This is a genomic window from Achromobacter sp. ES-001 (assembly GCF_019448355.1).
Taxonomy (GTDB): Bacteria; Pseudomonadota; Gammaproteobacteria; order Burkholderiales; family Burkholderiaceae_B; genus Achromobacter; species Achromobacter spanius_B.
Genome location: NZ_CP079940.1, coordinates 2,870,501 through 2,893,970 on the forward strand (window position 1 = coordinate 2,870,501; position 23,470 = coordinate 2,893,970).

21 protein-coding genes and 1 pseudogene are annotated in these 23,470 nt (G+C 65.7%); 11 read left to right on the forward strand and 11 right to left on the reverse strand.

What is annotated here, in order from left to right; all coding sequences use genetic code 11:
- Positions 1 to 18 precede the first annotated feature (18 nt).
- Together KYT87_RS13035 and KYT87_RS13040 are read right to left on the reverse strand one after the other, a co-directional pair.
- Positions 19 to 681, reverse strand: a complete 663-nt coding sequence (locus KYT87_RS13035) for an arylsulfatase (protein ID WP_219992411.1) — start codon at positions 679 to 681, stop codon at positions 19 to 21.
- Between the two features lie 182 nt (positions 682 to 863).
- Positions 864 to 1,760, reverse strand: coding sequence for an NAD(P)/FAD-dependent oxidoreductase (locus tag KYT87_RS13040; RefSeq protein ID WP_219992412.1), 897 nt, complete (start codon positions 1,758 to 1,760; stop codon positions 864 to 866).
- Positions 1,761 to 2,006: 246 nt separating this feature from the next.
- Here KYT87_RS13040 and KYT87_RS13045 point away from each other — a divergent pair, with 246 nt between their 5' ends.
- A complete protein-coding gene (locus KYT87_RS13045; protein WP_219992413.1) occupies positions 2,007 to 3,134 on the forward strand; it encodes an acyl-CoA dehydrogenase family protein in 1,128 nt (375 codons plus the stop codon).
- Between the two features lie 154 nt (positions 3,135 to 3,288).
- Here KYT87_RS13045 and KYT87_RS13050 read toward each other — a convergent pair whose 3' ends face one another.
- From KYT87_RS13050 to KYT87_RS13075, 6 genes are all read right to left on the reverse strand, one after another.
- Complete coding sequence (locus tag KYT87_RS13050; protein WP_219992414.1) at positions 3,289 to 4,254, reverse strand: lipopolysaccharide assembly protein LapB; 966 nt, start codon at positions 4,252 to 4,254, stop codon at positions 3,289 to 3,291.
- A gap of 54 nt (positions 4,255 to 4,308) precedes the next feature.
- Entirely contained in the window at positions 4,309 to 4,686 is a 378-nt protein-coding gene (locus KYT87_RS13055; protein WP_104143875.1) for a DUF2784 domain-containing protein, read from the reverse strand.
- Positions 4,687 to 4,723: 37 nt separating this feature from the next.
- Positions 4,724 to 5,299: a restriction endonuclease gene (locus KYT87_RS13060; protein ID WP_046805017.1), complete on the reverse strand. Its 576-nt coding sequence runs from the start codon at positions 5,297 to 5,299 to the stop codon at positions 4,724 to 4,726.
- A gap of 40 nt (positions 5,300 to 5,339) precedes the next feature.
- Positions 5,340 to 5,585, reverse strand: coding sequence for an RNA-binding S4 domain-containing protein (locus tag KYT87_RS13065; RefSeq protein ID WP_046805016.1), 246 nt, complete (start codon positions 5,583 to 5,585; stop codon positions 5,340 to 5,342).
- Positions 5,586 to 5,614: 29 nt separating this feature from the next.
- Positions 5,615 to 6,358 (reverse strand): DUF502 domain-containing protein, encoded by a 744-nt coding sequence (locus KYT87_RS13070; protein WP_219992415.1) that lies wholly within the window; start codon positions 6,356 to 6,358, stop codon positions 5,615 to 5,617.
- A 168-nt stretch (positions 6,359 to 6,526) separates the two neighbouring features.
- Positions 6,527 to 6,994: a winged helix-turn-helix transcriptional regulator gene (locus KYT87_RS13075; RefSeq protein ID WP_046805042.1), complete on the reverse strand. Its 468-nt coding sequence runs from the start codon at positions 6,992 to 6,994 to the stop codon at positions 6,527 to 6,529.
- Between the two features lie 134 nt (positions 6,995 to 7,128).
- On the opposite strand from KYT87_RS13075, the gene KYT87_RS13080 reads away from it, so the two are divergent.
- From KYT87_RS13080 to KYT87_RS13090, 3 genes are all read left to right on the forward strand, one after another.
- Entirely contained in the window at positions 7,129 to 8,430 is a 1,302-nt protein-coding gene (locus KYT87_RS13080) for a D-amino acid dehydrogenase (protein ID WP_046805014.1), read from the forward strand.
- Positions 8,431 to 8,561: 131 nt separating this feature from the next.
- Positions 8,562 to 9,686 carry a DNA repair exonuclease gene (locus KYT87_RS13085; protein WP_219992416.1) on the forward strand — a complete coding sequence of 375 codons (1,125 nt, stop codon included), beginning with the start codon at positions 8,562 to 8,564 and terminating at the stop codon, positions 9,684 to 9,686.
- Entirely contained in the window at positions 9,683 to 12,310 is a 2,628-nt protein-coding gene (locus KYT87_RS13090; protein ID WP_219992417.1) for an AAA family ATPase, read from the forward strand. Before KYT87_RS13085 ends, KYT87_RS13090 begins: the two co-directional genes overlap by 4 nt.
- Here the strand turns inward: KYT87_RS13090 and KYT87_RS13095 are convergent.
- Positions 12,235 to 12,981 carry a hypothetical protein gene (locus tag KYT87_RS13095; protein WP_219992418.1) on the reverse strand — a complete coding sequence of 249 codons (747 nt, stop codon included), beginning with the start codon at positions 12,979 to 12,981 and terminating at the stop codon, positions 12,235 to 12,237. The genes KYT87_RS13090 and KYT87_RS13095 overlap by 76 nt on opposite strands.
- A gap of 281 nt (positions 12,982 to 13,262) precedes the next feature.
- On the opposite strand from KYT87_RS13095, the gene KYT87_RS13100 reads away from it, so the two are divergent.
- Positions 13,263 to 14,144: a DMT family transporter gene (locus KYT87_RS13100; RefSeq protein WP_046805011.1), complete on the forward strand. Its 882-nt coding sequence runs from the start codon at positions 13,263 to 13,265 to the stop codon at positions 14,142 to 14,144.
- Between the two features lie 253 nt (positions 14,145 to 14,397).
- Here the strand turns inward: KYT87_RS13100 and KYT87_RS13105 are convergent.
- Together KYT87_RS13105 and KYT87_RS13110 are read right to left on the reverse strand one after the other, a co-directional pair.
- Positions 14,398 to 15,264 (reverse strand): annotated as a pseudogene (locus tag KYT87_RS13105) (hypothetical protein); the annotation flags it as partial.
- A 398-nt stretch (positions 15,265 to 15,662) separates the two neighbouring features.
- Positions 15,663 to 16,649: a tripartite tricarboxylate transporter substrate binding protein gene (locus KYT87_RS13110; RefSeq protein WP_219992419.1), complete on the reverse strand. Its 987-nt coding sequence runs from the start codon at positions 16,647 to 16,649 to the stop codon at positions 15,663 to 15,665.
- 556 nt (positions 16,650 to 17,205) lie between these two features.
- Between KYT87_RS13110 and KYT87_RS13115 the strand changes: the two genes are divergently transcribed.
- The 6 genes from KYT87_RS13115 to mnhG are packed head-to-tail and all read left to right on the forward strand — an operon-like array spanning position 17,206 to position 23,197.
- Positions 17,206 to 20,121, forward strand: a complete 2,916-nt coding sequence (locus KYT87_RS13115) for a monovalent cation/H+ antiporter subunit A (protein WP_219992420.1) — start codon at positions 17,206 to 17,208, stop codon at positions 20,119 to 20,121.
- Positions 20,121 to 20,465 carry a Na+/H+ antiporter subunit C gene (locus tag KYT87_RS13120; RefSeq protein ID WP_046805008.1) on the forward strand — a complete coding sequence of 115 codons (345 nt, stop codon included), beginning with the start codon at positions 20,121 to 20,123 and terminating at the stop codon, positions 20,463 to 20,465. Before KYT87_RS13115 ends, KYT87_RS13120 begins: the two co-directional genes overlap by 1 nt.
- A complete protein-coding gene (locus KYT87_RS13125) occupies positions 20,462 to 22,093 on the forward strand; it encodes a monovalent cation/H+ antiporter subunit D (protein WP_219992421.1) in 1,632 nt (543 codons plus the stop codon). Before KYT87_RS13120 ends, KYT87_RS13125 begins: the two co-directional genes overlap by 4 nt.
- Positions 22,093 to 22,575, forward strand: a complete 483-nt coding sequence (locus KYT87_RS13130; RefSeq protein WP_046805006.1) for a Na+/H+ antiporter subunit E — start codon at positions 22,093 to 22,095, stop codon at positions 22,573 to 22,575. The genes KYT87_RS13125 and KYT87_RS13130 overlap by 1 nt, the downstream gene beginning before the upstream one ends.
- Positions 22,572 to 22,859 carry a K+/H+ antiporter subunit F gene (locus KYT87_RS13135; protein ID WP_046805005.1) on the forward strand — a complete coding sequence of 96 codons (288 nt, stop codon included), beginning with the start codon at positions 22,572 to 22,574 and terminating at the stop codon, positions 22,857 to 22,859. Before KYT87_RS13130 ends, KYT87_RS13135 begins: the two co-directional genes overlap by 4 nt.
- Positions 22,856 to 23,197: a monovalent cation/H(+) antiporter subunit G gene (gene mnhG, locus KYT87_RS13140; protein WP_046805004.1), complete on the forward strand. Its 342-nt coding sequence runs from the start codon at positions 22,856 to 22,858 to the stop codon at positions 23,195 to 23,197. The genes KYT87_RS13135 and mnhG overlap by 4 nt, the downstream gene beginning before the upstream one ends.
- The last annotated feature ends 273 nt before the right edge of the window (positions 23,198 to 23,470 follow it).

Here is a 23,470-nt window from a genome sequence, read left to right on the forward strand (position 1 = left end):
CACGGATGGCCGTAGCGCTTATCCGTGGGCGATGTTGCTTGAGCGGGTGGGCAGTTGCAACGCGGCCTGCAAACCCGCCCGTGCCGCGTCCAGGGGCAGGCGTTGGCCCTGCACCATCGCCGCGGCGTCAGCCATCCACGGATGTGCAAACGCCACCACGTCGGCGCCTTGCTCATAGGCCTGTTGCGCCGCGCTTGCGCAGGCTTGCAGGCAGGCCGGCATATCGCCGCCCTGGAACAGCGCCCAGGCCTGCGGTACCACGTGCACGGCCACCGTTGCCCCGCTGGCCTTGGCATGGCGCTCGAACAGCATCCGGTTGGCGTCCACGGCGGAAGGGGCCGCGCAAAGCACGACGATATATCCGCCATCGCGGGTGGCCGCCATGGCCAGCGCCACGTCGGCGCGGATCACCGGCACTGGAAAGTCGGGCATCTGGTCAATCACCGGCCCCAGCGTGGCGCACGTGACGAGGACGGCGTCCGCATCGGTGGCCAGGTTCTGTACGGCGTCGCGGATGGCATCGCGCAACGCGCCATCCGTTGCCAACCCTTGGTCGATGGCTTGCCGCAGATCTGGGCGCACATCGTGGCGCAACTGCGCGGCATTCACGCCCGCCTGGGCTGCCGCATGCTCAAATACGGCCCGGTTGCCGTCAATGGTGTGCAAGAACGAAATACGCATTCGAAGCCATCCTGATATTCATGGTGAGCGCGCATTGTTCTGCCTTAGCGCCGCCGCAACAAGGCAAGTCCGAATACCGGTACTGCGTGTACCCGGTTTTTCCTTCCCGTTCGTTTGACCGCGACCCCTGCATCCCGTACTGCGCAGCACCGCTTGCGGCGCGCAGGGCGGCTAATGCCCGCTTATTCCATCACCAGCGAGCGATGCGCGCACACGCCCGCCATCACCCCCGACGCACTGGCCAGCGTGGCGTTGCTCATGGGGATGGCGGCGTCGCCTGCGGCGAAGACGCCGGGCACCGAGGTCTGGCGCAGGTCGTCCACGCCAATGATCGGCCCCAACGGGCCATCGTTAAAGGCGCAGCCCAGTTGCATGGCCAGCGGGCTGGCCATGTGCGTTTTGCTGGCGACGAACAGCGCGTGGATGGCCAGGCGTCGGCCGTCGGCCAGCTTCACGGCGTCCAGGCCGGGTGATGTGCCCATCAATTCAACGATGGGGCTGCGTTCGATGCGCACGCCGCGCTTGGCCATCAAGGCGGCCTGTTCCGCGTCTGGTTCAAACTGGCCTTGCGTGAAGTACGTGGTGGGGCCCCAGTCGGGCAGCAGCACGGCCTGATGCGCGGACATGGGGTGCGCCGCCATCACGCCCAGCGGCCGATCGGCCGTTTCATAACCGTGGCAATAGGGGCAATGCAGGACCGTCTGCCCCCAGCGTTCCTGCAAGCCGGGCACGCCGGGCAATTCGTCGCGCAGGCCGGTGGCCAGGATCAGGCGTTTGGCCCGCAACGGCTGGCCGTCGGCCATCAGGACTTCAAAGCGACCCGATTCGCCGCCGGCATTGAGCGCGTCGCCGTCCACGAATGTCACGCTGGCATATTGCGCCAGCTGTTCGCGCGCTTGTTGCACGATGTCGTGCGGGGCCTTGCCGTCCTGGCCCAGAAAGCCGTGCGAATGCGCGGCGAAGCGGTTACGGGGCTGGCCGCCGTCGATCAGCACAATGCGTCTTCTGGCGCGCGCCAATTGCATGGCGGCGGACAGGCCGGCAAAGCTGCCGCCCACGATGATGACGTCGTAATCCATCAGCGGATTCCTTATTGGTGGTTATCAAGATACTTAATAAGTTGCATGATAAAGCTGCAATCAGATTTCACGCAATCTGAAATGTTCTTTGATGCCGAATCGATGCACCAGGGCTGGCTCGCCCGCGCCCACGGACGGTGTATTCTCGATTCCGAGCCGCGCCCCATCCCCCGCGCGGCGCGTAAAACTAAGGCACCCGGCGCCCATCCGGCGCCCGCGTGCCACGGCCACCCCAGGAGACAAAACATGTTGTTGAACGAAGAGCAGCTCAGTATTCAGGATATGGCGCGCCGCTTTGCGCAGGAACGGCTGGCGCCCAACGCCGAACACTGGGACCGCGATCACCACTATCCCGCCGACGCCATCCAGGAAATGGCGCAGCTGGGATTTTTCGGCATGCTTGTGCCGGAAGAGTGGGACGGCAACGCCAGCGGCTATGTGTCCTACGCGGTGGCGCTGGAGGAAATCGCGGCGGGCAGCGGCGCGTGTTCCACCATCATGAGCGTGCACAATTCGGTGGCGTGCATGCCCATTCTTAAATTCGGCACTGACGCGCAGAAAGACCAGTTCCTGCGCCCCTTGGCAAGCGGCGAGCACATCGGCGGCTTTGCGCTGACCGAGCCGCAAGCCGGTTCAGACGCCAGCAGCCTGCGCACGCGCGCGCGCCGCGATGGCGACGACTACATCCTGAACGGCGCCAAGCAATTCATTACGTCCGGCAAAAGCGGGCAGACGGTCATCGTTTTCGCCGTTACCGATCCGGACGCGGGCAAGCGCGGCATATCCGCGTTCATCGTGCCCACCGACACACCGGGATACCAGGTGCTGCGCGTGGAAGACAAGCTGGGCCAGCACGCATCAGACACCTGCCACATCGCCTTTGAAGACATGCGCATTCCGGCCGCCTACCGCTTGGGCGCGGAAGGCGAGGGCTACAAGATCGCGCTGGCCAATCTGGAAGGCGGCCGCATCGGCATCGCGTCGCAATCGGTAGGCATGGCGCGCGCCGCGTTCGAATGCGCGCGCGACTACGCACGCGAGCGCCAGGCTTTCGGCAAACCTATCTTCGAACATCAGGCGGTGTCGTTCCGCTTGGCGGACATGGCAACGCAGCTGCACGCGGCGCGCCAGATGGTGTTGCACGCGGCGGCGCTGCGCGAAGCGGGCAGGCCGGCGCTGATGGAAGCGTCGATGGCGAAATTGTTTGCATCCGAGATGGCCGAAAAGGTGTGTTCGGCGGCCATTCAAACGCTGGGTGGATACGGCTATCTGAAAGACTTTCCAGTCGAACGCATCTATCGAGACGTACGCGTTTGCCAGATCTACGAAGGCACCAGCGATATCCAGCGCCTGGTGATTGCGCGCGGGCTGTAGGGTAAGCGGGGCGCGCGGGGATGTTGCCGCTGCCGGTCGTGTCCCGCGAAAGCCGACAAGGCACCGACAAGGCACCGACAAGGCACCGACAAGACACCGACAAGACACCGACAAGACACCGTCACCACACCGTCACCACACCGTCACCACCCTGTCAGGGGGCGCTGCCGCTGGCGCCGCGCTGTGCTTGCAGCCGGGCCAGTTCCGCATCCCAATATGCCAGGTGTTCCTTCCATTCCGGCTGCCCCAATGCGTGCAGCGCATCCAGAATGTGGCGGGCGGGGTCGGGCTGACCCAGCAGCAAGTAGGCCTTGATCAAGTTATTGCCGACCTGCGGGCCGTGCGCCGCGGCACGATAGTGCGGGGCGGCCAGTTGCACGATATCGGGAATGCGCCCCGCATTGCCCAGGTCGCCCGTCATCTGCATGAGCAGGTCGCCGGGCACCGGCTCGCCCGCTTGCGCCAGCGCCTCGCGATACAGCGCCAGCGCGCCTGCATAGTTGTGCGCGCCCAATTCGCCGCGTGCCAGCCACAAGCGCGCGCGCCAACTGCCGGGCAGGGCCGCAACCCGCTGCATGGCGCCCACGCCGGCCGCGTCTCCGCCCACGTCGCGATGAATGGCTTCGTACCAGCCCAGGCCGTTGTCCTGGTTCGGGTCCCGTTGCAGGGCGCGCCACAAGGTGTCCAGTGTCTTGTCGTCGTCGCCACGTTCGGCGTGCACCTTCGCCAGGTTCGTCAGCACGATGCCGGTTTCACCGTGCCGCGCGCAGAAGTCCGTCAACACGCGCTCGCTGTCGTCCAGGCGGCCTTGCTTCAGGTAGACGATGGCTTGCAACACCACGGCGCGCTCGGTGTTCTGGTCCAGTTGCACCAGCCGATCTGCGGGGCCGACCATGTCATCGATGAAGTCGTCGTTCAAGGATTGGATGATCAACGCCGCCAACGCGTCGGCATCGTTCCAGCGCTGTTCGATGGCGCCCGGCAATACCTTGTCGCGCCATTCATCGCGCGTGATCAGCACTTCACGTCCGTCGGCGTCAAAGGCGCGGATCAGGCCGGAAGGGTCGGCGGGGGCGTTGTCGGATTGGGGCGTCGGGTTCATGTCGATAGGCTCGGTCATGCGGTTCGTGCGGGTTCGTGCGGGCTCATACACGCTCATAGGCGCGCATAGGCTTTATGCGCGCGCGGTGGCGCGGCGGCGTCGGCGCGCCCAGAGGGTGTAGATGACGATGTTGCCGATGATCAGCACGGCTGCCAGCATCATCTGCGTGTCGCGCGTGATGCCTTCGGGGTAGATGACGCCAAGCAGGTAGTGTTCGATGAAGCCGCCCGCATAGCCTTCCTGCCCGGCTTGCTGGCGCAGCGACACCTCCAGCGGCGTCAGCGGGCAGATCAGCCCCATGCCGACCACCACCGCGCCCCAGGCCAGGGCGGGCAGGTGCCAGTAGGCCATGCGCGGCCGCCACAAGGCCAGCAGGCCGCCAAACACCACGAAGGCGACAAAAAGCCCGTGCACGACTAGGACCAGGTCGGCCAGGATGCGGTAGATCATTGCAAGGTCCGGATGGGAATGAAAGGCCTGGGCGGGCTCAGGTTTTCAAGTCGCGCAGCAACTTGGTCAGTTCGGGCGCCGTCATCAGCGACACGCCTTGCGCCTTGGCGTAGGCCCAGGCGTTGTCCGACACGTCGCCCAGTGCAATGTAGATGGCTTCGCGCGCCCCGCGCTTTTCACGCGCGGCTTGCAGTTCGCGCAGGGGTTCAACGCCCACGCGGGCGGCCTTCCAGCGCTTGGCGCTGACGATGGCCACGTGGCCGTCCTTGCTTAACGCAAAGTCCGCACCCGGCGTTTGCAGGCGTTGGACCTCGCAGCCGTCGCGCTTGAATCCGGCTTCGACGGTGTTGGCAAAGTCGGCCCAGGTCATGGCGGCCGCGGCTTCGGCCACGGCTTGCACGCGCGTGCCCGACGGCGCGCGCAGTTGCTTGTAGGCAGCCATGATCGCAATCACCGCGAACGGCACCGCCGCAAAGACGCCCATCGCGGCATATTCCAGCGGCAAGGCGGCAAAGCCACCCGCGCTTAACACCACCGCCACCCCCGCGCTCATCCACCACGGCGAACGTAGCAGGACGGCAAAGATGGAGTTCTGGGACATCTTGAATTTCATGAGGGCTCGCGGTGTGGCGGGGTTGGGAAAAGGGTGCGGCTCAGGCGTCGGGGGCGGGCGCTTGCGGGGCGCGCACCACGATGCGGATGTCGCCGATGGTGACGATCTGGCCGCCACGGATTTTCGCGGTCTTGCGGGTTTCAACCACGCCGCCCACGCTGACGTGGCCGTCGGCCACCATCATCTTGCCCGCGCCGCCGCTGTCGCAAACGCCGGTGGCTTTCAAGAGCTGGTTGATTTCAATATAGGGGCTGCCTTCGGCAAGCGTGAATTCGATCAAGGGCATGGATTGCGCGTATCAGGAAGTAGGGCGATTCAGCGAGGGCCGCCAGCGGGAGGGGAGTCGGCGGCGGGCATACCGGCTTCGGGCGTACCGGCTTCGGGCGTACCGGCTGCCGGCATACCGGCTCCGGGCGCTTCAGCTGCGTCCGGCGCGACGGTGGGCTCGACGACTGTAGGCGCAGCGGGGCGGGGGTGTTCGGCGCGCGCCATCCAGGCGATCAGCGACGAACGCATGGCTTCTTCGACCGACATATCAATGGGCTGCACCCAATCTTGCGGCACAAACACCGTGTAGCCCCCGATCATGTAGCCCATCGGCAGATAAACGGCCACGCGGTCGCCCTGCGTGAATCCTTCGGGCAGGCCTTCCATGCTGCGGCGGGTCACCAGGCCCACCAGTTCCAGTTGTTGCCCCGGCAAGCGCAGGATCACCACCTGTTGCGCCGTGTTCTTGGAGCTGGGCGAAAAATAATCGGCAAAGCTCTTTAGCGACGAATAAATGCTTTTGACCACCGGCAGGTTGGTGAAGGGCATTTCCACCACGGTCAAGAAGCGCTGCACACGCTGCTTGGACACCAGATAGCCGATCGCCAGAATCCCCAGGATGCCCAGGGCCAGGCCCATGCCCGGCACGTAGAAGCCGCCAATGAACGGGCGCAGGAACGTCAGCGCCACGGCTTCCGTCCACGCCAGGAAGATGTACAGCAGGTAGATGGTCAGGGCCAGCGGCAGGACGGTGATCAGGCCACGGAAAAAGTATTTGTAGAGACGAGTCATAGGCAGGGACTAAAGAATTGGGGTCGGACAGGGCCAGCGGCGCGAGTCGGAGGGCCGCCAGCATAGCAGCCGCCGACGCGCGCGCCCGTAACAAACCGCATGCCAGGCAGGGCCGTGCCGGCCGGCGCCACGCGGGTATGCGCCACGCCGGTCAGCCGCGCCGAACGGCTAGCGATCCACGGGCAGATACAAGGTTTCCTTGATTTCTTCCATGACGACATAGCTGCGCGATTCCGCCGACGCCGGCAGGCGTTTAAGGATCTCGCCCAGCAGTCGACGGTATTCATTCATCTCGGTCAGCCGGGCTTTCACCAGGTAGTCGAAATCGCCGGACACCAAATGGCATTCCATCACTTCCGGCACGTACAGCAGTTCTTTCTTGACCTTGTCGAACACGTCGCCCGACTTGGCGGACAGCTTGATTTCCAGGAAGACCAGCAGGTTCTTGCCCAGCGCCGCCGGATTGACGCGCGCATGGTAACCCGTGATCACGCCTTCGCGCTCCATCCGTTTTACCCGGTCTGAACAAGGCGTGGCCGACAGGCTGACTCGCTCGGCCAGATCCGTGACGGAAATGCGGCCTTCGCGTTGCAGGATTTCCAGGATTTTCAGGTCAATTCTATCTAGCTCGCGCATTTCACTTTTGGCGATCAAAAAAGAGGGGGTGCCCGAGAAAAAGCGCTGCCAAAGCAAAATAATCAGTGCTTTTCACTGCGAGGAGGCCCATAGACTACCGAAATTACTGAGCAAATCCAAATACGGAAAGAATCATGCATGTGATCGTCCTAGGCAGTGGCGTAATCGGCACCACCACCGCGTATTACCTGGCCCGTCAGGGCGCCCGGGTAACGGTCCTGGACCGCCAGCCCGCCGCCGCCCAGGAAACCAGCTATGCCAACGCCGGGCAGGTGTCGCCGGGCTATTCCACGCCCTGGGCGGCGCCCGGCATTCCCCTGAAAGCCATCAAGTGGTTGTTCAAGAAACATGCGCCGTTGGCCATTCGCCTGGACGGCAGCCTGTATCAGCTGAAATGGATGGCGGCCATGCTGGCCAACTGTTCGGCCGACCGGTATTCCATCAATAAAGAGCGCATGCTGCGCCTGGCCGAATACAGCCGCGACTGCCTGCGCGAATTGCGCGCGTCCACCGGCATCCATTACGAAGAGCGCACGCGTGGCACGTTGCAGCTGTTTCGCACCGACGCGCAGCTGGAAGCCGCCCGCCGCGACATCGCCGTGCTGGAAGAAGTGGGCGTGCCGTACGAGCTGCTGGACCGCAATCGCCTGGTAACGGCCGAGCCCGCCCTGGCGCGCTCGATCCATAAGCTGGCTGGCGGCTTGCGGCTGCCCAATGATGAAACCGGCGACTGCCGCCTGTTCACCACGCGCCTGGCCGAGATGGCCGCGGCGCTGGGCGTGGACTTTCGCTACAACCAGACCGTTTCCGGTCTGAACGTCGCGGGCGGCCAGATCACGGGCGTGCGCGTAGGTAACGACGTGCTGACGGCCGACCGCTACGTGGCCGCCTTCGGCAGCTACACGCGCGGCTTGCTTGAACCGCTGGGCCTGGACTTGCCGGTGTACCCCGTCAAGGGCTATTCGCTGACCATCCCCATGAAGGATGACGCCGCCGCGCCGGTGTCCACCATCCTGGACGAAACCTACAAGATTGCCGTGACCCGCTTCGATGACCGCATCCGCGTGGGCGGCATGGCGGAATTGTCCGGCTTCGACTTGCGCCTGAAAGACGCGCGCCGCAAGACGCTTGAATTGGTCGTCAACGACCTGTTCCCCGATAGCGGCCATGTGGCGCAGGCGGAATTCTGGACGGGCTTGCGCCCGATGACGCCGGACAGCACCCCCATCGTCGGGCCGACCCGCTACGGCAACCTGTTCCTGAACACCGGCCACGGCACACTGGGCTGGACCATGGCTTGCGGCTCCGGCAAGCTGGTGGCCGACCAGGTCATGGGCCAGCGGCCCGCCATCAGCACCGACGGGCTGGGCTTGTCCCGCTACGAGCGCGGCGCGTCGTCCAACCCGTCGTTGGTGCTGGGCGGCAAGGGCGCCTGAGGGTCGCTCGGCCCGGGCGAAAGGGCCATCGCAAGAATCAGTGGGCAGGCGCCCGTTGATGTGATCATGCGGCGTGATCAATTTGGCATTGCGCTTTTTTGATGTGCGCCGGCTTATGCCAAAATCGCCGCATGACTCATTTCCTGCATACCGCCGATTGGCAGATCGGCCGTCAGTACGGCCAATTTGAAACCGACGACGCCGCCTTGCTGGCCGAGGCGCGTTTCGACGTGGTGGCGCGCCTCGCCGCGCTGGCCACCGAACGCGACGTCGATGCCGTACTGGTCGCGGGCGACGTCTTCGACACGCAAGGCGTTTCCGACCGCACCATCCGCCGCCTGTTCGCCGCCATGACGGCCTATGCCGGCCCCTGGGTCATGATCGCCGGCAACCACGACGCGGCCTTGGCCGACAGCGTCTGGAGCCGCGCGGCGCAGTTGGATTGCATCCCCGCGAACGTGCACGTACCCACGCAAATCGGCGTGGTCGACCTGCCCGACATCAACGTGGCGGTGCTGGCCGCCCCGCTGACGCAACGCCATACCTACGACGACGTCACACAGGCGTTCGATTCCCTGGATACCGAACCTGGGCGCGTGCGCGTAGGCCTGGCGCATGGCAGCGTGGCGGGCCGCTTGCCCGACACCATCGACGCCACCAACCCCATCGCGCCTGACCGCGCCGCGCGCGCCCGCCTGGACTATCTGGCGCTGGGTGACTGGCACGGTTGTTTGGCTATCGATACCCGCACCTGGTATGCCGGCACGCCGGAACAAGACCGCTTTCGCAACAACGAGCCCGGCTACGTGCTGGACGTGCGCATCGATACACCGGGCGCCACACCCGTGGTGGAACGCGTGGCCATCGGCAAATACCGCTGGTCGGCGTGGGCCGAGACCATCAGCCTGCCGTCCGACGCGCACGCGCTGGCTGAAAAATTGTCGGCCTTGCGCGCCGAAGACGTGCTTCGGCTGGATGTGCAAGGGCACGTCAACATGGAAACCTGGGACGCGCTGCAACGCGCCATGGACCAGGCTGCCGCCCAGGTGCGCGCGCTGCTGCCCGACTTGTCCGGCTTGCGGCTGGAGCCTGACCAGGCGGATTTGGCCGAGCTTGGCGCAAGTGGGTACGTCGGCGAAGTAGCCGCGCAACTACAGGCCTTGCAGGTGGACGGCGAACAAGCCGCCATTGCCGCCGAGGCCCTGCGGCTACTACTAAGATTTCAACGCGAAAGCGCCACGGGAGCCGCCAAATGAAGCTGTCCCGTATCGCGCTTGAAGAATTTCGCAAGTTCCGCCAGCCCTTGGTTCTGGATGGGCTGCAAGACGGTTTGAACCTTTTCGTGGGTGCAAACGAGGCCGGTAAAAGCACGGTGGCGGCGGCCATACGGGCGGCGTTCCTGGAACGCTACAGCACCAGCAAGGTGGCCGACCTGGCGCCCCACGGCGAGTCCGGCGCGCGGCCAACCGTTGAGCTGTCGTTCGCGCATGGCGGGCATCAGTACGTGCTGAAAAAGCAGTTCCTGTCGCGTGCGCGTTGTGAATTGCTGATCGACGATGGGGCTCAGCGCCTGGATGGCGAAGAGGCCGAAAACGCCCTGGCGGCGCTGCTGGGGTTTGAGCTGCCGGGCAGGGGACAAAGCAAGCCGGATCTGGCCGGCATCCCCGGTTTGCTGTGGATACAGCAAGGAGACGGCCACAATCTGCAAGCCGCCGCGTCTTACGCCGGCACGCATCTGCGCGACGCCTTGACGCAACTGTCAGGCGAGCTGACGGCCACGGATGGCGACCGCCTGTTTGAACGCGTGTCGACGGAACGCGCCGCCTTGCTGGACGCGCGCAATGGTCGCCCCAAGGGCATTTATAAAGAGGCCGAAGACGCGTTGGCGCGCGCCACGGCCGAGCGCGACGACTGCGCCCAGGCCATGGCGCAACTGAACGCCGATGTCGACCGCCTGGCCAGCCTGCGCCGCGATCACGAGCGCGCCCAGGCCACTGAACCCTGGAAGGACTTTGAAGCGCGCGCCACTGACGCGCGCGCCCGGCTGGCCGCGGCGGCAAAACAGCGCGAAGCGCTGGAAGGCCTGCGCCGCGAGCAGGCCCAGGCGGTGCAAACGCTGGCCTTGCTGCAAGACCAGGTGCGGCGCGACCAACAAGACGAAGCCGACTATCACGCGCTGGTCAAGGAAGCCCAGGCCGCGCGCGCCCGCGTCGATGCCGCCCAGGCGCCGCTTGTGCGGGCCCAGCAGCAACAGCAGGCGCACGCCGCCGCACTGGATGCGGCCCGCTTGCGCGTGGCGGCGGTTCAAGCCGTGTCTGATCGGCGCGACCTGGAGCATCAGCTAGCCCAGCTGAACGCCGAAATCGAACGGCTGGACGACGCGCTGCGTGCCGTAACCACCCTGATCGAACAAGGCTCGACGCTGAAGACCGAGGCGTTGCGCATTGAGATTGCCGATGGCGATATCGACGCGCTGCGCAAAGCCGAACGTGAACTGGCCAACCTGCAACTGCGCCAGCAAGCGGTGGCGACGCGTTTGTCATACCAGCTGGAAGCCGGGCGTGAGGCCAGCATGGACGGCCGCGCCATCAGCGGCGCGGGGCAGGTGCTGCTGACGGCTGCCGCTGACATCGATCTGCCCGGTGTGGGCAGTTTCCGCGTCGAGCCGGGCGGCCAGGATCTGCCGGCGCTTCAGCGTGAGCTTGGCGGGCTGCAATCCGCCTGGAACGGTTTACTGGAACGTCTGGGCGTGGCAACGCTGGCCGATGCCGAACAGCGCCACGCGCGCTATACGGCCTTGCAGCGCGAGCTTGACGGCATGCGCAAGACGCTGGCCATCCACGCGCCCAAGGGGCTGGATGTATTGCGTGGGCAGCGTGACGAGGCCCTGGCTCGCCGCGTGGCGTTGCAAGAGCGGCTGGCCAAGTTGCCGGCAGTGATGGGCACCGGTCAAGACGATCTGCCTGCCGCGACTCAGGCGCTGCGCGACGCGACAGCGGTGGTCGCGCAGGCGGACGCGTCGTTGGCGGCGGCGCAACGCGCGCTGGACGCCGACCTGGCACGCGCGCAATTGCTGGAAGGGCAGGCCGCCGCGCGCGCCACCGATATGCAGTCGGCCGAGCGCGCCGAACAGCGTCAAGCGCGTGCCGGCCGTCTGGCCGAAGCGCGAAGCGCGCACGACGACCTGGACCGCCGGGTGCGCGAGGCCCAGGCCGCCCTGGCGGACCACCGGCCCGAGTTGGCCGAGCAAGACGTACAGCGCTATGAAAAATCGGCGGCCATCGAACGCGACGCGCAGCACAAGCGTCACGGCGACATTCTTCAGTTGCAGGGCAAGCTGGATCAGGCGGGCGCGCAGGGGCTGGGCGAACGCTTGTCGGAAGCCACCGCCGCATGCGAACGGCTGGCGCGTCGGCGCGATGAATTGGCACGCCGCGCCGCTGCGCTGGACCTGCTGCAAAAACTGCTGACCGACAAGCGTGCTGCGGCCACGCAACGTTTGCAGGCGCCCCTGGCTCGCCGCCTGAACCATTATCTGGCGCTGCTGTTTCCAGACGCGGCGTTGCGCTTGGACGACGCGTTGCTGCCCACGGCGTTACGCCGAGAGCAGGGCGAAGACCTGCTGGATGCGCTAAGTTTCGGCACGCGCGAGCAACTGGGCATTTTGGCGCGATTCGCCTATGCGGACTTGCTTCGCGAGGCCGGTCGGCCCACCTTGCTGTTGCTGGACGATGCGCTGGTGCACACCGACGACGCCCGCCGCGATTTCATGAAGCGCGCCTTGTTCGATGCGGCCACCCGCCATCAGATCCTGATGTTCACCTGCCACGGCGAGGCCTGGCGCGACATGGGGGTGGAGCAGCGGCGCATCGGCGCGTGAGCGGGGCGATCCAGGAACCGGCGTCTTGGGGGGTATTGGGACAGGCTTGCGTCGCGCGCGCCTATTGACGGCAAAAGCAACGGTCGGTAGCCTTCGCGAATGCCTGCTTCCAAGCCGTCCTTCGAAACCCTTGTCGGTGCCTCCGCCGTGGCGACTGCCGCTGCCGTCGCGCACGCCAGCATGCATTGGCGTAGGAAGCATGGGGCAGGCCGCGGATATTGCCGCGCGCGGTTTCCCGTATCGTCGCCGGCTGTCTCGTCGCTGGGTGCTTCGTCGTCGGCTGCTTCGTCGCTGGCTGCTTCGTCGCTGGCTGCTTCGTCGCTGGCTGATTCGTCGCCGGCTGCTTCGTCGCTGGCTATCTCGTCGCCGGCTGTTCCGTCGTCCGCAATTTCGTCGCCTGCTACTTCGGCGACCGCTTTTCCTCTCTTTTCTTCCGTCATTTCCCCCGTCGTTCCTCCTGTCATTTCGGGCGTCATTTCGGCTGTCATTTCGGCTGTCATTTCGGCTGTCATTTCGCCGGTCGTCTCAGCGGTCGTTCGCGCGGTAGTTTCGCCGCCGGTATTCCCGTCTGCCTCGCCGCCCGTCGGCGTGGTCCGGGCCGCGAACCCGCCAGCCGTGGTCGTGTTCGGCTGATTGCCGATCCGCCATTCCCGGCTCCAGTTCTCAATCATCGTCAGTCCATCCGTACGCTTGATGCGTGCGCGAGTCGGCCGCGTACGTCGCGGTTGACCCGCGCGTGGCCGATTTGGCCAGGCTAGCGGCCGTAGCGATCGCGATCCCGATCGCGATTCCGATCGCACGCGAGTGCGACAGGTGATGGCCATGGCAATTGCCATCGCCTCGCCATCGCCCCGCCATCGCATCGCATCGCATCGCATCGCAACGCCATCGCCAAGCGATACACGGAAGGACTGCCGGTCTGGAGCCTGTGCTTACCTTGACAGGTGTAAACATGTCTCTGAATCGAAATACCTGGGCCGCCTACGGCTCCACAACCTTGTTCGTGCTGCTGTGGAGCGGCGGCGCGATCTTTGCCAAATGGGGCCTGTCGCACGCGTCGGCCTTTGCCTTCTTGCTGCTGCGCTTTGTGCTGGCCTTATCCGTATTGGGGCTGGTGGCGTGGCGGCGCAAACGATGGTTGCCCGCGCCGGGCACGCGCGGCAGCGTCGCGGCAACGGGCCTGCTGCTGATCGGTGTTTATTCCATCTGCTATCTGCTGGCGCTGGACCACGGCATCACGCCGGGGGTACTGGCCACGTTGCTGGGTGCGCAACCCATCCTGACCTTGGCGGTCATGGAGCGGCGCTTTGACAAGGCCCGCATCGCGGGGCTGCTGCTGGCCTTGGCCGGGCTGGTAATGGTGGTGTACCAGAGCATCGGCATGGCGCGCTTTTCCGTGGCGGGCATGGGCTTCGCGTTCGCGGCGCTGGGCAGCATGACGCTGGGCGCCATGCTGCAAAAGCGCATCGACCAGCCGCCGCTGGACGTCATGCCGTTGCAGTACGCGGTAAGCCTGGCGCTGTGCCTGCTGTTTGCCCCGTTCCAGCCGCTGACGGCGCAATGGAGCATCGGGCTGATCCTGCCGCTGCTGTGGATGGGCCTGGTGATTTCGGTGGGCGCGACGCTTCTGTTCTATCGCCTGATCCAGGCCGGCAACCTGGTGAACGTCACCAGCCTGTTCTATCTGGTGCCGGCAGGCACGGCTGCGCTGGACTATCTGGTGCTGGGCAACCGTCTGTCGGCGTTGAGCCTTGCCGGCATGGGGGCAATCTTGCTGGGGCTGATGCTGGTGCTGCGGCATCCGGCCCCAAACATCAGGCCAGCGCGACGCTAACCGGAAGGGAGCGGGGAGGGGCGGATGCGATGGAACCTGCAACGGAACCTGCACCCGTCCCCGTGACGGTTCCGGCGACGGCTGACCCCGCAACGGACCCCGCAACGGACGCCCCAACAGAACCTGCAACCGTTCCCGCAACGGAACCCGCACCCGTCCCGGCAACGGAATCCGCAGCCGGCGCCGCCACAGTTCCGACACCGCCATCGGCGCCCACGCTGGCGGCCACCTCCGCCTCGTCCACGCCACCCCCGGCATCCTGCCCGGCCCAGTAGCCGCTGACCAACTGCGCGGGCCGTTCCTTGGCCACGACGCGGGCGCATACCGACCAGGCATCCAGTCGGACGCTCAGGCCTGCGTAGACCCCGTGGCCGTCGCCAGCCTGGATGACGCCGTCCGCGCGCACGCCTTCACCGGCGCGGATGGAGCCGTCGGCGCGGATGTCTCCGCCGGCGATCATGCCCCAGCCCGAGGCCAGGTGGTCGCCGCAGTGAATGGCCCCGCCCGCCTGAATGCCCGAGGTGGCGCTGATGGCGTGGTCGGCGCGTACATCGCCGCCCGCCTTGATTCCCTGACCGCATTGGATGGCGCCTTGCGCGCGCACGTCCTGGCCGGCGTGCAAGTGGCCGGTGACGGCCAGGTCCTGGCCCGCGCAGATGTCCCATTTGGCGCGCACGTTGCCACGGCATTCCAGGCGCGAGGCGGATTCGATGCCCCAGTCGGCGCTGATGTCGCCGCCCGCGTGGATCTCGCCACCGCTTGCGATATTGGCGGCGGCCGTGATGTTTTCGCCCGCCATGATGGTTTCTCCGGCGCGGATGCCGCCGCCCGTGATGATGCTGCGCCCGGCGCGCACCACCGTGTCCACATTGATGCCCATGCGAATTTCCAGCGTGCCCGCGAAGACGATCGCGTTGGCATCAAGCGAGTCCAGCCTGAGCACGGCATCGGTCGGGCCAAACTGATCCAGCAGCCAGTTGGCGTCGCTGATGCGGCCATCGGCGACCAGGGCGTCAAGCACGGCCTGGTAATCCCCCTGGCCGTTGTGATCGCGGATAAACCACTTGTAGCCGCCCGCGCACGGGTTCTTGGCTTTGACGAATTTTTTGGTGAGTTGCATGGCGCTGGATGAAGATCAATGCGTGGCCGGGCCGCCCGCCAAGAGGCAAGCGACGAAGATTCATGAGACGAGCGTTGCGCCCGGCCACGCGGCAGGGCGTACGCCGGCGCGCGCTACGGCATCGGCACGGATGTGCAAAGCCGCCGGCGGCAGGCCGGAATCAAAAATGGGGGTAGCGGGAAAGCCGGGGAATCAGCCGGGCTTGGAGCGCGCGTAGGCGGAACGCGCGGCGACTTCCTGCGAGCTCAACAAAGTCGAGCGCAGGGCGCAGAGAACGCAGGCAGCGGGAGGGAGGGGAGAAAAATTGGATCGCACGGGGGCAGATGCTAACACCCGGGCATCGCTAGTCAAGTCGGCAAGCTGTCCCCGAAACCGGGGGCAGCTTGCCGCGCGGGCGATCAGTTCGTCGAAACGATATTGCGTTCCTTGGCGATGCGCTGGCGCAGTTCCAGTTCACGCTTGATCTGGTCGGCGTATTGGGCGGGCGTATTGCCGTCCACCAACGATCCGCCATCGGCCAGGCGCTGGACAATCTTCGGGTCTTGCAGCGCCTTCACGGCCGCCGCGTGCACGCGCTCGACCACGGCCGGCGGCGTGCCGGCCGGGGCCACCAGCCCGTACCAGGCCATGTTGTCCATTTCCGGCAGGCCGCCTTCCTTGAACGTCGGCACATCGGGCAGCGCGGGCAGGCGCTTGGGGGCGGCCACGGCCAGCGCGCGCAGCTTGCCCGCCTGGATGTGCGGCATCGAAGACGGCAGGTTGTCGAACTGGGCGTTGACCTGGCCGGCGATGACGTCGTTCAGCGCCGGACCCGAGCCGCGATAGGGCACGTGCACCATGTCTGTCTTGGTCAGCGACTTGAACAGTTCGCCGTCCAGATGGCCGATGCCGCCCGCGCCGGACGATGCATAGCTGTACTTGCCCGGGTTGGCCTTGAGCAGGGTGATGAATTCAGCCAGCGTCTTGGCGGGCACCGCCGGGTTCACCGTCAGCACGTTCGGCACGTTCACCAGGTTGGTGATCGGCGTGAAGTCCTTGAGCGGGTTGTAGGGGTTTTTCGGGTTGGTGGCCGGGTTGGTGGCCATCGTGCTGACGGTGGCCACACCCAGCGTGTAGCCGTCCGGGGCCGAACGCACCAGCGCGTCGGCGCCGATCGAGCCGCCGCCGCCGCCCCGGTTTTCCACCACAACAGCCTGGCCCAGCTCGCGGCCCAGGCCTTCGGCGACGATGCGCGCCACGATGTCGGTGGTGCCGCCCGCGGCAAAAGGCACGATCAGGCGGATGGGTTTGTTGGGGTAGGGGTCGGCGGCCAGGGCCGACGAACTAAAGCAGACGCCTGCAATGGCGGCGGCCAGGACGGTCTTGGCATGAGACAGCACGGTCAAGAGTCTTCTCCATATTGTTGTTCCGAGCCGACCGGCTTCTTGGGCCGGCGTCGGTGAAGCGTGCCTTGCCTGGATGCTGGCTTGGTCGATGCTTCGTGGGCGCAATTCCACACAGGAATCCCCCTACGGTCAACTCAGGATTCACCCTGTAGGGCCCGAAAACTTTTTTCGGCCCCTTTGACGTTGCCGGAACATGCCGGCGGTTCGGCGAAAATCCCAAGCCTGACAACAACATGAACGTTTTCATCCCGTTTTTCAATGCGCAATGATTGCGCAGTCATCGTGCCGTCATTAGCCGGGTAAATGCATAAAGTTCTGCATAACTTACAAGAATCTGATATTTTTCGGGGGAGATTCTTGGCCTGTCCTGCAAGAAAGCTATTGCGTTTGTTTCTGTCTGCGCCGTTCAATGGGGCGTTGGTTGATGTCCCCGCGGGGCAACGTGTAGTGCAGCGACGCACCGGGCCAGGGTTCCGTCCGTCTTTCAATCCCCGGTCTGTTTCGTCTTTCGCTGCCACGTGCTGGCGGGAGGGGGCCCGGACATTCTCGGAACGCCATGTCGCTGATCCTGATCCTCGCTCTGCCGTTTGCCGGCAGCCTGTGCGCCGCGCTGCTGCCTTCCAACGCCCGCAATGCCGAGGCGTGGTTGGCCGGCCTTATCGCGCTGGCCTGTGTGATCTTGATAGCCAGCCTGTACCCCGACGTGGCCAACGGCGGCGTGATCCGCGCCGACATGCCCTGGGCGCCTGCCCTGGGCCTGCAATTTACATTGCGCATGGACGGCTACGCCTGGCTGTTCGCCTTGATCGTTTCCGGCATGGGCGCGCTGGTTGTGCTGTATGCGCGCTACTACATGTCGCCGGAAGACCCGGTCCCGCGCTTTTTCTCGTTTTTCCTGGCCTTCATGGCCGCCATGCTGGGCGTGGTGTTGTCCGGCAACCTGATCCAGTTGGTCATGTTCTGGGAAATGACCAGCCTGGCTTCCTTCATGCTGATCGCCTATTGGCACCACCGCCTGGACGCCCGGCGCGGCGCGCGCATGGCGTTGACGGTGACGGGCGCGGGCGGCCTGTGCCTGTTGGCCGGCGTACTGATCCTGGGCCATATCGTGGGCAGTTACGACATGGACCGCGTGCTGGCCTCCGGCGACCTGGTGCGCGCCGACCCCTGGTATCCCGCCGTGCTGGTCCTGGTGGCCCTGGGGGCGCTAACCAAAAGCGCCCAGTTCCCGTTCCATTTCTGGTTGCCCAACGCAATGGCGGCGCCGACCCCCGTGTCCGCCTACCTGCACTCGGCCACCATGGTGAAGGCTGGCGTATTCCTGCTGGCGCGCTTCTGGCCGGTGCTGGCCGGCACCGACCAATGGTTCTGGGTGATCGGCGGGGCAGGGCTGATCACGTTGGTGCTGGGCGCCTACGCGGCCATCTTCCAGCAGGACATGAAGGGGGTGCTGGCGTATTCCACCATCAGCCACCTGGGCCTGATCACGTTGCTGCTTGGGCTGAACAGTGAATTGGCCCTGGTGGCCGCCATTTTCCACATGATCAACCACGCCACGTTCAAAGCGTCGCTGTTTATGGCGGCGGGGGTGGTGGACCACGAAACCGGCACGCGCGACCTCAGCCGGCTATCCGGCCTGTACAAAGCCATGCCGATCACCGCCACGCTGGCCATGGTGGCGGCCGCGTCGATGGCGGGCGTGCCCCTGTTGAACGGTTTCCTGTCCAAGGAAATGTTCTTCGCGGAAACCACCTTTGTCAGCGGCGACCGCTGGACGCAGGTCGGCCTGCCGTTGCTGGCCACGATCGCCGGCGCGTTCAGCGTGGCGTATTCGCTGCGTTTCATCCTTCAGGTGTTCTTCGGCCCCCCGGCCACGGACCTGCCGCGCGCCCCGCACGAGCCCCCCGGCTGGATGTTGTTCCCCAGTGCCTTGCTGGTGTTCATGTGCCTGCTGGTGGGTGTGGTGCCCAGCCTGACGGTCGGCCCCTTCCTGGCGACCGCCGCGCAGAGCATCCTGGGCGCGAACATGCCCGAATACAGTCTGGCCGTCTGGCACGGCGTGAATCTGCCGCTGGTAATGAGCATGGTGGCGACGACGGCGGGCGTGCTGCTGTATCTGGTTCTGCGTGCGCACCAGCGCGCCAACCCGGGCCGCGTTCCCTTCATCTACCGGCTGGACGGGCGGCGCACGTTCGAAGCGCTGCTGGACGGCTCCAGCGTGGCGGCCGCGTGGCTGCTGCGCTGGGTGGCCTCGTCGCGTTTGCAGGTGCAGATGCTGTTGATCGTGCTGGGCTCGTTGTTCGTGGCCTGGCTGCCGCTGCGCGCGGGCGGGTGGCTGGAAGGCACCGGCCGCATGACGCCCGTGGACCCGGCGTTTGCCTTGCTGTGGCTGGTGGGCGGCGCGTGCGCGCTGGGTGCGGCGTATCAGGCCAAGTACCACCGTCTGGCGTCCCTGGCGCTGGCGGGCGGCGCGGGGCTGATCACCTGCCTGACGTTCGTCTGGTTTTCCGCGCCTGACCTGGCGCTGACCCAGTTGTCGGTGGAGGTGGTGACGGTGGTGCTGTTGCTGCTGGGCCTGCGCTGGCTGCCGCGCCGGATCGCGAAGGACGACGAAGAGCCCCTGAAGGCCACGCTGCTGGCTCGCGGCCGTCGGCTGCGGGATCTGCTGCTGGCCACCGCTGCCGGCACCGGCATGGCCGCGCTGGCGTATGCGGTGCTGGTGCGCCCGCAAGGCGACACGATTTCGTCATTCTTCGTTGACCGCGCGCTGCCTGACGGCGGCGGCACCAACGTGGTGAACGTCATCCTGGTGGACTTCCGCGGCTTTGACACCTTTGGCGAAATCACGGTGCTGGGCATCGTGGCGCTGACGGTCTACGCACTGCTGCGCCGCTTCCGCCCCGCCGCCGAAAGCGCGGACCTGCCGCGCCAGCAGCAAGAGCAGGACGGCGGCGTGCCGGCCGCGCCGGACATCAAGTCCCTGGTGCCCAGCGGCTCGATGATGGTGCCCACCGTGCTGGTGCGCCTGCTGCTGCCCACCGCCGCGTTGATTTCCGTGTATTTCCTGCTGCGCGGCCATAACCAGCCGGGCGGGGGATTCGTGGGCGGCCTCATCTTCGCCACCGCCGTGATCCTGCAATACATGGTGGGCGGCGTGTACTGGGTGGAATCGCGCAGCCGCCTGAATCCGCAGAATTGGATCGGCATCGGCCTGCTGGCCGCCGGCATCGCCGCCGTGACCGCATGGCTGGCCTACAAGCCGTTCCTGGCCGCGCTGGCCTGGGACGTGGCGCTGCCGCTGATCGGCCATGTGCATTTGTCCAGCGTGCTGCTGTTCGACCTGGGCGTGTACATGCTGGTGGTCGGCTCTACGGTGCTGGTGCTGGTGGCGCTGGCCCACCAATCGCTGCGCGCGCAACGCAAGGCCGCCGCCGAGATGCAGGCGGCCGCCATACAAACAGGGGAAGCCTGATGGAATTGATTTATGCCATCGCGATCGGCGTATTGGCGGGCTCGGGAGTCTGGCTGCTGCTGCGACCGCGTACCTTCCAGTTCATCATGGGCCTGTCGCTGGTTTCCTACGCGGTGAACCTGTTCATTTTCGGCATGGGCCGTCTTACGTCGGCTCGTCCGCCTGTCATCGACCCGGGCATGGCGCATGACCCGTCCTGGTACGCCGACCCGCTGCCGCAGGCGCTGGTGCTGACGGCCATTGTGATCGGCTTTGCCACCACCGCGCTGTTCCTGGTGGTGCTGTTGGCCTCGCGCGGCCTGACCGGCACCGACCACGTCGATGGACGGGAGTCCCAATCTTGAGTTTCTGGCTGCAACATCTTCCTGTCCTGCCCATCATCGTGCCGTTGTTTGCCGGCGCGGCCATGCTGCTGCTGGCCGACACCAGCCGTTATGCGCGCGGGGCAATTTCCATGGCGTCCACGTTGGCCCAGCTGGCAGCCGCCATCGCCTTGCTGGTGGTCGCGGGCGGCGGCGTGCCGGGCGTCTGGCCGCAAGGCGTGGGCGTTTATCTGGTGGGCGACTGGCCCGCGCCCTTCGGCATCGTGCTGGTCGTGGACCGGCTGGCGGCGGTGATGCTGACGCTGACGGCCGTGCTGGGCCAGGCCACGTTGACCTATTCGCTGGCCCGCTGGGACCGCGCCGGGGTGCATTTCCATTCCCTGTTCCAATTCCTGCTGATGGGCCTGAACGGCGCCTTCCTGACCGGCGACCTGTTCAACCTGTTCGTCTTCTTCGAGGTGCTGCTGGCGGCATCCTATGGCTTGCTGCTGCACGGCTCGGGCGTGGCGCGCGTCAGCGCCGGCCTGCAATACATTGCCGTGAACCTGGTGGCGTCGTTCCTGTTGTTGATCAGCATTGCGCTGATCTATGGTGTGACCGGCACGCTGAACATGGCGGACCTGGCCTTGCGCGCCGGCAACCTGACGGGCGCCGAACGCATGCTGTTCGAAGCCGGGGCGGCCATCCTGGGCATCGCTTTCCTGGTCAAGGCCGGCGCCTGGCCGCTGAACTTCTGGCTGGTCAAGGGTTACGGGTCGGCCAGCGCGCCCATTGCCGCCATGTTCTCCATCATGACCAAGGTCGGCATCTATGCGCTGCTGCGTATCGGCTCGCTGCTGTTGCCGTCGGGCGCGCCCGCCGCGTTCAGCCTGGACTGGATGTTCGCGGCCGGACTGGCCACGCTGCTGTTCGGCGCGCTGGGGTTGCTGGCGACCCAGCAGCTGGAAAAGATCGTGGGTTATTGCGTGATCGTCTCGGCCGGCACCTTGTTGACCGCGTTGGGCATGCCCGGCGTCACGCTGACCGGCCCCGCGCTGTTCTACCTGCTTAGTTCCGTCCTGACGACCGGCGCATTCTTCCTCTTGGCCGAATTGATCGAACGCACCCGCAGCTTTGGCGCCAACGTGCTGGCCGTGACGCTGGACGCGTTCGATCTGGACGACCCCACGTCGGTCAACCGGTCCGACGATGTGGTCGGCGTGGCCATTCCGGCGGCCATGGCCTTTCTGGGGCTGGCGTTCATCTGCTGCGCCTTGCTGGTGACCGGCCTGCCGCCGCTGTCCGGCTTCGTGGCCAAGTTCTCGCTGTTGTCGGCGGCCGTGTCCGCCGCCACGGAATCGGCGCCGCCGATGGACGCATGGATTTTGGTTGCCGCCGTGCTCGTCTCCGGGCTGGCGGGCCTGGTGGGGCTGGGACGCACCGGTATTCGCGTCTTCTGGGCCAGCGACGACCGCAGCACGCCGCGCTTGCGCCTGATCGAAGCCGGGCCGGTTGCCGTGCTGTTGCTGTTGTGCGTGGGCCTGGCGGCGGGCGCGGGCCCGGTGTCGGCCTATCTTGACGACGCGGCGCGCTCGCTGGACCAACCCAAGTCCTACATTGAAGCCGTCATGTCCGCGCAAACCGTGCGCGGCCTGAAAGGGGGAAGCTGATGCGCCGCGTTTACTTCCTGTTCCTGCCCGTTTTCCTGTTTGTCTTGTGGCTGGTGCTGAATGAAAGCCTGTCGGCCGGCCAGATTGCGCTGGGCGCCGCGCTGGCCTTGTGGTTCACGTGGGCGGCCTCGCGCCTGCGCCCGCTGCACGCGCGCCCGCGTCGTCTGTGGAAGGCCGTGCCGCTTTTCCTGCACGTGACGGCGGACATCATCCGGTCCAACATCGCCGTGGCCAAGCTGATCCTGAGCCCCCGGCGCAATGAATTTTCGCCCGGCTTCATCATGATTCCGCTGACCATGCGCGACCCGCACGGGCTGGCGATGCTGGCTTGCATCGTGACCTACACGCCGGGCACGGTCTGGGTGGACCTGACCGCCGACCACCGCCTGAAGCTACACGTGCTGGACCTGCAAAACGAGCAGCACTGGGTCGACCTGGTGCAGCAGCGCTACGAGCGCCCGTTGATGGAGATGTTTGAATGACGATAAATACCGCACTGTATTGGGCGGCATCCTTCGCCCTGGTGTGCTTTGCGCTGGGCATGGTGTGCGCCACCATCCGCCTGTTGCGCGGCCCCACCGCGCAAGACCGCGTGCTGGCGCTGGACACCCTGTATATCAACGGCATGCTGATGATGCTGGTCTTCGGCATCCGGTCCGGCTCCTCGCTGTATTTCGACATTGCGCTGCTGATTGCGCTGTTCGGTTTTGTAGGGTCCACGGCGATGGCGCGTTTTTTGTTGCGCGGCGAGGTCATCGAGCCATGATGAACGCCGCCATTCCCTTGTGGGCCGGCATCCCCGCCTGCGTGCTGCTGGTGCTGGGCGGGCTGTTGGCGCTGACCGGTTCTGCCGGGTTGCTGCGCTTTCGCAGCTTCTATGCGCGCATCCATGCGCCCACGCTGGGCAACACGCTGGGCTGCGCCTGCGTGCTGCTGTCCTCCATCCTGGTGTTTTCGGCGTGGTCCGCGCGACCGGTTTTTCACGAGGTCATCATCACCTTGCTGCTGGTGGTTTCGTCGCCCGTGACCGCCATGTTGCTGATGCGTGCGGCCACCTATCGTCATCGCCTGACGAAGGCCGACGCGGACCAGGACGCGCGCTAAGGCTGTAACAAGCGACACGGCATGTGAACGCCGGAAATCGTGCTGCAACGCGGCAATATCACTGACAGGGGCCAACCGCCCCTGTTTTTCTTTGTGCGGCGACAGCGGGGCGGCGGGGGGCTTGAAGCGGGCTTGAAACGTAACCTTACGAAATCACGTCGCTGGTCATGTGCCCGGCGCACACTCGTGGGATAGTGGTTTTCAACAAGCGGTGCAGCGGTACTGAAGACGGCACCGCTTTCGGTTCAATCTCGGTTCAATTCTAGTAAGGAG

Excerpts from the sequence above, each read along its gene's own strand:
- KYT87_RS13035 (WP_219992411.1), bottom strand. The coding sequence starts at position 681 with ATGCGTATTTCGTTCTTGCACACCATTGACGGCAACCGGGCCGTATTT.
- KYT87_RS13040 (WP_219992412.1), bottom strand. The coding sequence starts at position 1,760 with ATGGATTACGACGTCATCATCGTGGGCGGCAGCTTTGCCGGCCTGTCC.
- KYT87_RS13045 (WP_219992413.1), top strand. The coding sequence starts at position 2,007 with ATGTTGTTGAACGAAGAGCAGCTCAGTATTCAGGATATGGCGCGCCGC.
- KYT87_RS13050 (WP_219992414.1), bottom strand. The coding sequence starts at position 4,254 with ATGACCGAGCCTATCGACATGAACCCGACGCCCCAATCCGACAACGCC.
- KYT87_RS13055 (WP_104143875.1), bottom strand. The coding sequence starts at position 4,686 with ATGATCTACCGCATCCTGGCCGACCTGGTCCTAGTCGTGCACGGGCTT.
- KYT87_RS13060 (WP_046805017.1), bottom strand. The coding sequence starts at position 5,299 with ATGAAATTCAAGATGTCCCAGAACTCCATCTTTGCCGTCCTGCTACGT.
- KYT87_RS13065 (WP_046805016.1), bottom strand. The coding sequence starts at position 5,585 with ATGCCCTTGATCGAATTCACGCTTGCCGAAGGCAGCCCCTATATTGAA.
- KYT87_RS13070 (WP_219992415.1), bottom strand. The coding sequence starts at position 6,358 with ATGACTCGTCTCTACAAATACTTTTTCCGTGGCCTGATCACCGTCCTG.
- KYT87_RS13075 (WP_046805042.1), bottom strand. The coding sequence starts at position 6,994 with ATGCGCGAGCTAGATAGAATTGACCTGAAAATCCTGGAAATCCTGCAA.
- KYT87_RS13080 (WP_046805014.1), top strand. The coding sequence starts at position 7,129 with ATGCATGTGATCGTCCTAGGCAGTGGCGTAATCGGCACCACCACCGCG.
- KYT87_RS13085 (WP_219992416.1), top strand. The coding sequence starts at position 8,562 with ATGACTCATTTCCTGCATACCGCCGATTGGCAGATCGGCCGTCAGTAC.
- KYT87_RS13090 (WP_219992417.1), top strand. The coding sequence starts at position 9,683 with ATGAAGCTGTCCCGTATCGCGCTTGAAGAATTTCGCAAGTTCCGCCAG.
- KYT87_RS13095 (WP_219992418.1), bottom strand. The coding sequence starts at position 12,981 with ATGATTGAGAACTGGAGCCGGGAATGGCGGATCGGCAATCAGCCGAAC.
- KYT87_RS13100 (WP_046805011.1), top strand. The coding sequence starts at position 13,263 with ATGTCTCTGAATCGAAATACCTGGGCCGCCTACGGCTCCACAACCTTG.
- KYT87_RS13115 (WP_219992420.1), top strand. The coding sequence starts at position 17,206 with ATGTCGCTGATCCTGATCCTCGCTCTGCCGTTTGCCGGCAGCCTGTGC.
- KYT87_RS13120 (WP_046805008.1), top strand. The coding sequence starts at position 20,121 with ATGGAATTGATTTATGCCATCGCGATCGGCGTATTGGCGGGCTCGGGA.
- KYT87_RS13130 (WP_046805006.1), top strand. The coding sequence starts at position 22,093 with ATGCGCCGCGTTTACTTCCTGTTCCTGCCCGTTTTCCTGTTTGTCTTG.
- KYT87_RS13135 (WP_046805005.1), top strand. The coding sequence starts at position 22,572 with ATGACGATAAATACCGCACTGTATTGGGCGGCATCCTTCGCCCTGGTG.
- mnhG (WP_046805004.1), top strand. The coding sequence starts at position 22,856 with ATGATGAACGCCGCCATTCCCTTGTGGGCCGGCATCCCCGCCTGCGTG.